This is a genomic window from Daejeonella sp. (genome assembly GCF_046590655.1).
Classification (GTDB): domain Bacteria; phylum Bacteroidota; class Bacteroidia; order Sphingobacteriales; family Sphingobacteriaceae; genus Daejeonella.
Genome location: NZ_JBKJUM010000131.1, coordinates 1 through 4,981, shown reverse-complemented (window position 1 = coordinate 4,981; position 4,981 = coordinate 1). Strand labels below are relative to the sequence as shown.

Sequence of the window (4,981 nt, the reverse complement as noted above, 5' to 3'; positions counted from 1 at the left end):
AAATGAGCCTCCGCAAATTTGTCGGATGTGCTGTACTGATAGAAATCGAGGTACAGGAAGCTGTTAATATTAGGAATATAGCTTAGACTAATATTTCCGTCGAAGTGTTTAAAGTCGGGATAATAGAGGCTTTTACTAGTCAGGAAAGTCCCTGCAGCGACCCAGAATTTAAACTCCCCGTACATGCCAAGTTTTATGTCCGATTTAGTAAGATCGAGAGATAGGAGATCATAATTTACGTCCGAACCAAAGACACCATTAATACCTTTTGTATAGTTAACTCCGAGGGTTGGATATTTTGAATGCTGATGAATTTTGCCAGATGGATAAGTTGCGTATTTATTGCTGAAATCATATGTTCCGCGCAGGGTTAAATTGAACGACTGATTTTCAGGGAATAGCGATGTACTTGTAAATGGCTGCGGCAGAAACGGGTTGTTGGAAGTAAACACTCTATCCTCAAGCTCGCGTACGGTATAATCGCTTGTGTTTTGAAGAGAAGTCCGGTTTGCCCATTCCGTGCCTATCCTTCCCACAAATGCGCCGAAACGCTGCGATATCGTGGCCGATACAAATTTCTTCTCGTACAACTTCAAAAAGTTCCGCTCGTAGAAAAGCGAGTTTATAGAATTCCCCAGCTGACTTATACTCCCCAGGTTATTAAGATCAAGTACATCAGAACCGAGATTGAATGCGAGGCTTGCTTCCTTAACAGGGATAGTTCCCGACAGGCTTCCGTATAATTTCTCACTTGAAAAACCATAACGCACCTTTCCGGCATAATTAACAAACTGATTGGTCAGCGAATCAAGTCGTTTGGCATAAGTAACCCCGTAATTAATACCAAAGCCTTCCACTGTGTTATAGAAAGCAGCGTTAATTAGTGAGCTGAATGAATAATATTCCTTTTTAAAGCGGTTTCTCGGGCTATAGCCAGAGCCGATTATAAACTGAATGGGTTTGAACTTATTGTTAACCTTATCTATCGAATCGAGGTATGATTTTGATTCCCGCTTCAGGGCTAAAACCGCCTTCTTCTCATAATCCGTCTGCTCTTCCAGAGTTAGCGGCACGGGACGCGCCTGGGTCCAGTATGCGCTGTCTTTTTTATTCACCTCGCGGGTGATATTGAGCACTTCAACAAAATCCTTTTTACTTAAGCCCGGATTAAGGTCATAGTTTTTATAGAGGGCGAGGTAATATCCGCCGAAGCGAAAGCCAAATATCCCGCCAGTGAAATCATATCGTACAGACGCCGGCATCCAAACTCTTGAACTTACAGGAATATATTGCTGGCGGATATTCAAGGTATCTACGAAATTGATATTTGTCTGTTTAGTGATCAGGAGATCGGAACTGTGTATCCTCCAACTATCTTCAATCACGTAGATACTGCCCCTGTACACCGGATCGGCACCACGTTTAGGGATCAGCTCAATTTTATTTATCAAAAGCCCATTTTCCATGCTGGTTCCGATGAGCTTATAGTCGTAGTAAAAAAGCGCATTGTCCGCTATCGGAGAAATGAAAGGCCGGTTGCTTAAACCTTCCATATTGATGATGTTCTCGTAGAAATTGATGTTAATTTCAGAAGCGCGGTTAAAGCTGAAGGCGCGGTTGCTGCCCGAAACTTTCGAAGAAATCATTTCCTCATGATACTGGTCGGGCTGCCTATAGCTCAGCCGCGATTCAGACTCCGACAAATACAGTATACCCGTCCGATTAGAATCCAGACCCATTTGCTTGCTCATATCATCAATGTTCCGGCCTAGAAATTTCTTAGGAGCGGCAAGCATTTTTTGCATGCCTTTGATGTACACATCGGTACTATATTCGTCGGCTTCACGGAGATGGGATTTCCGCTTTTTGATGGCATTCCGGATCACTTCATAAGCAGGGTCTTCACCACCCCCTCTGACAATCACATCGGCAAGTTCAAACACCGCCTGATCAAGCGTGATATCCTGGTTGAAATTCGTATTTAAATTTATTTCCTTTTCCACCGGTTTGTACCCAATGGCCCGGTAATTCAGCACATGCCTGCCCGGACTCAACTTTAGCGAATACTCCCCTTCGCTGTTCGCTGATGTACCGCGGGTTGTATTTTTTTCATAAACACTGGCAAAGGGAATTGCCATACCCTGCTGATCGGTGATCTTACCCCGCAGAGTTAGCGACTGCGCAAATAAAATAGGAGAGAATAAGACAAACAGGCAGGTACAGATTAATTTCATAAAAAGAAGACGCTCATTTTGGATAAAGGTTACGCGAATTTACACATATACGTAGAGTTTCCTGAATATAAGCTAAGCACTATATTGTAAAATAAAGAACTGACTAAACGCCATGTTAACCGCGGAGAGCGCAGAGTTTTGCGCGGAGAGCGCAGAGAATTGGGTGGGACTGTCAACTCTGCCGACATGAATAAGTTTTCCAGAAATACTCTGCGAACTCTGCGTGGTACTCTGCGCTCTCTGCGGTTGATTTTCGCTGGGTAAGTTAGAGAGAAGTTTAATCCGTCGGAATTCGTAATTTTGCACAACAAAAAACCTTTATGTATAAAACACTGCAACCGGTACTGGAAAAAGAACTTGAAGAAATTGAAAAAGCAGGCCTTTATAAACGCGAAAGAATAATTATATCACCTCAGGGCGCCGACATCCAGGTTGAAGGCGGACAGGAAGTCATCAATTTCTGCGCGAATAATTACCTGGGTCTGTCATCACATCCAAAAGTTATTGAGGCTGCTAAAAAAGCTATTGACTCTCATGGCTTTGGAATGTCGTCAGTACGGTTTATTTGCGGAACACAGGATATCCACAAAGAGCTTGAAGCAAAGATCTCAAAATTCCTGGGCACAGAAGATACTATTCTTTATGCTGCAGCTTTCGATGCTAATGGCGGCGTTTTTGAACCTTTATTTAACGAAGAAGATGCCATTATCTCGGATACGCTGAACCATGCTTCAATCATTGATGGAGTTCGCCTGTGTAAAGCGCAGCGCTACCGTTATGAGCATGATAATATGGCCGATCTGGAAGCAAAACTACAGGAAACTCAACACCTGCGTCATCGCATCATAGTTACCGATGGTTCGTTCTCTATGGATGGAACAATCGCACAACTGGACAAGATCTGTGATCTGGCGGATAAGTATAATGCGCTGGTTATGATCGATGAATGCCACTCATCAGGCTTTCTTGGAAAAACAGGCAGGGGTACGCATGAACATCACAATGTAATGGGACGGGTTGACATTATTACAGGCACTCTGGGTAAAGCCCTGGGGGGCGCTTCCGGCGGGTTTACATCCGGACCCAAAGAAGTGATCAATATGCTTCGCCAGCGTTCCCGTCCGTATCTATTTTCAAATACGCTGGCACCCTCTATTGTAGGAGCATCCATTGCGGTACTGGATATGCTGAGTGAGACAACCGATCTTCGCGATAAGCTGGAAGAGAACACCAAATACTTCCGTGAAAAAATGACTGCTGCGGGATTCGATATCAAGCCCGGCGTACACCCAATCGTACCGATTATGTTGTACGAAGCTGCGCTGGCTCAGGAATTTGCGGCAAAACTTCTGAAAGAAGGTATTTACGTTATCGGATTTTACTTTCCGGTGGTCCCAAAAGGTAAAGCCCGCATCAGGGTACAGTTGTCGGCGGCCCATGATAGGGCACATCTCGACAAAGCCGTAGCCGCGTTTATTAAAGTGGGGAAAGAGCTGGGAACCGTTTAATATCACGTATAAATTTTTTATATTTGTACGTATAACTTCCACGGTATGGCTACTACAAAACTAACCCTAAGCATGAAACCCGAAGTGGTGTATCGTGCAAAAAAGTATGCGAAGGAGAAGAATATTAGCTTGTCGCGATTAATTCAGGATTATTTAGCCCAGTTAAGTGAACCTGGCCCTGAACCTGACAAAAATATAAATAAGGATATTTTAGCATTAACAGGAATTTTAAAAGAGAAATATCCGGATGAGGTGGATTTAAAAGAAGAAAAATATCAATATTTGAAACAGAAGTATGATCTGTAAGAATATTTTCATTGACAGCGATATCATATTGGATGTTTTTATTCAGCGCGATCCCTATTACTCTTATGCCCAAAAATTATTAAACAAGGGTATAAATAGTGAATTTAAAATACACACTTCGGCTTTAGTTATAGCCAACATTTATTACATCACTGCGAAAGCGCTGGGTAAGAATGACACAAAGGATAAAATAAACAAGTTGTTGAAAATGCTTACCGTTTTGCCATTGGATACCGAAAGTATTTCGCTGGCCTTGAACAGTAATTTTAACGATATGGAAGATGCAATGCAACATTTTGTTGCATTGCGTAATGAGTGTGATTTAATTATCACCCGCAATTTAAAACATTATAAAAAGTCGCTTTTACCTGTGATGACTGCGGAACAATTTATTAGAAAATTTTAACAATGCAACAAAAAATAGCTCAGTACACTTCAGAAATTAATGCTTTCCAGTCGCAAAATGCAGAAGAGCTGGAAACCTTTCGAATAAAGTTTCTGGGTACAAAGGGTATTATTAAGGATCTTTTTGAAGAGTTTAAAACTGTATCTTCTGAAGAAAAAAGGGTGCTTGGAAAGGTACTGAATGAGTTCAAGCAATCTGCAGAAGCCAAATACCAGGACCTGAAAGAAGCGTCAGAAAGCCAGGAAAGCAATATAAGTTTAGAACAAGACCTGACCTTACCGGGCAATGGATTTCAGTTGGGCTCTCGTCACCCGCTTTCTCTTGTTAGAAAAGAGATTATAGGTATTTTTAATAAACTTGGCTTTCACGTTGCCGAGGGCCCTGAAATTGAAGACGACTGGCATAACTTTTCTGCGCTTAATTTTCCGGAAGAACATCCGGCGCGGGATATGCAGGACACCTTTTTTATCAAAAAAGGTGGCGAAAAAGGAGATATTGCATTGCGTACGCATACCTCATCTGTACAG

Annotated in this window: 4 protein-coding genes and 1 pseudogene; 4 read left to right on the top strand and 1 reads right to left on the bottom strand. The window is 42.3% G+C overall.

The genetic code is table 11. The features are described 5' to 3' along the window. Positions 1-2,234 (bottom strand): DUF5686 and carboxypeptidase regulatory-like domain-containing protein (locus ACLL8Z_RS12320; protein ID WP_411275084.1); only part of this gene is annotated, 2,234 nt, incomplete at its 3' end. A 320-nt stretch (positions 2,235-2,554) separates the two neighbouring features. On the opposite strand from ACLL8Z_RS12320, the gene kbl reads away from it, so the two are divergent. The 4 genes and pseudogenes from kbl to ACLL8Z_RS12300 form a co-directional block, all read left to right on the top strand. Next, positions 2,555-3,742: a glycine C-acetyltransferase gene (gene kbl / locus ACLL8Z_RS12315; protein ID WP_411275083.1), complete on the top strand. Its 1,188-nt coding sequence runs from the start codon at positions 2,555-2,557 to the stop codon at positions 3,740-3,742. Between the two features lie 45 nt (positions 3,743-3,787). Next, positions 3,788-4,048, top strand: coding sequence for a DUF6364 family protein (locus ACLL8Z_RS12310; RefSeq protein ID WP_411275082.1), 261 nt, complete (start codon positions 3,788-3,790; stop codon positions 4,046-4,048). Beyond that, complete coding sequence (locus ACLL8Z_RS12305) at positions 4,038-4,454, top strand: type II toxin-antitoxin system VapC family toxin (RefSeq protein WP_411275081.1); 417 nt, start codon at positions 4,038-4,040, stop codon at positions 4,452-4,454. Before ACLL8Z_RS12310 ends, ACLL8Z_RS12305 begins: the two co-directional genes overlap by 11 nt. A gap of 2 nt (positions 4,455-4,456) precedes the next feature. Continuing rightward, positions 4,457-4,981 (top strand): annotated as a pseudogene (locus ACLL8Z_RS12300) (phenylalanine--tRNA ligase subunit alpha); the annotation flags it as partial.

Excerpts from the sequence above, each read along its gene's own strand:
- kbl (WP_411275083.1), top strand. The coding sequence starts at position 2,555 with ATGTATAAAACACTGCAACCGGTACTGGAAAAAGAACTTGAAGAAATT.
- ACLL8Z_RS12305 (WP_411275081.1), top strand. The coding sequence starts at position 4,038 with ATGATCTGTAAGAATATTTTCATTGACAGCGATATCATATTGGATGTT.
- ACLL8Z_RS12310 (WP_411275082.1), top strand. The coding sequence starts at position 3,788 with ATGGCTACTACAAAACTAACCCTAAGCATGAAACCCGAAGTGGTGTAT.